This is a genomic window from Bacillus cereus group sp. BfR-BA-01524, from assembly GCF_022662595.1.
In the GTDB taxonomy this organism is placed as follows: Bacteria; Bacillota; Bacilli; order Bacillales; family Bacillaceae_G; genus Bacillus_A; species Bacillus_A thuringiensis_S.
Genome location: NZ_JAKUDW010000275.1, coordinates 1 through 504, shown reverse-complemented (window position 1 = coordinate 504; position 504 = coordinate 1). Strand labels below are relative to the sequence as shown.

Here is a 504-nt window from a genome sequence, read left to right as displayed (position 1 = left end):
ATCAGAAACAGAAATTTTTCCATGTACATCTGTTGTAAGCTCAGTACGAATGTCGTTACCATTCATATCGGTAATTTTAAATACCGCATCTTTAAGAGCAGTACCATCTACATCATCCACTTTAGAAAGTTCCACAGCGCCTTTCGTTAAGCTATTTGTAGCTGTAACGGAGATAGGATCAGCTTGGCTCTTTGTGATTGTGAATGGAATTGGCTCTTTGTTTAAATCGTAGTGTTTCGGAGCCGTTGTCTCGATGAATTGATAATCACCAGGACGTAGGTCAGAAACGCTAATTTTACCTTGTTGATTCGTAACAAGATCTTTGCGAATTACAGTACCATTCATATCAACAATTTTAAATACTGCGCCTTCAAGAGTAGTGCCATCGACGTTATCCACTTTAGAAAGTTCCACGCCGCCTTTTGTTAAACTATTTTTCATAGTAACGGTAGCAATATCTTTTTGGCTTTTTTCAATTGTAAATATAATTGGTTTTTTGTCTAA

The 504-nt window shown here is 36.7% G+C and carries 1 protein-coding gene; it reads right to left on the bottom strand.

Annotated features, from left to right (window positions below):
* On the bottom strand, positions 1-504 hold a 504-nt coding region (locus tag MR170_RS31020), incomplete at both ends, for an MSCRAMM family protein (RefSeq protein WP_276575697.1).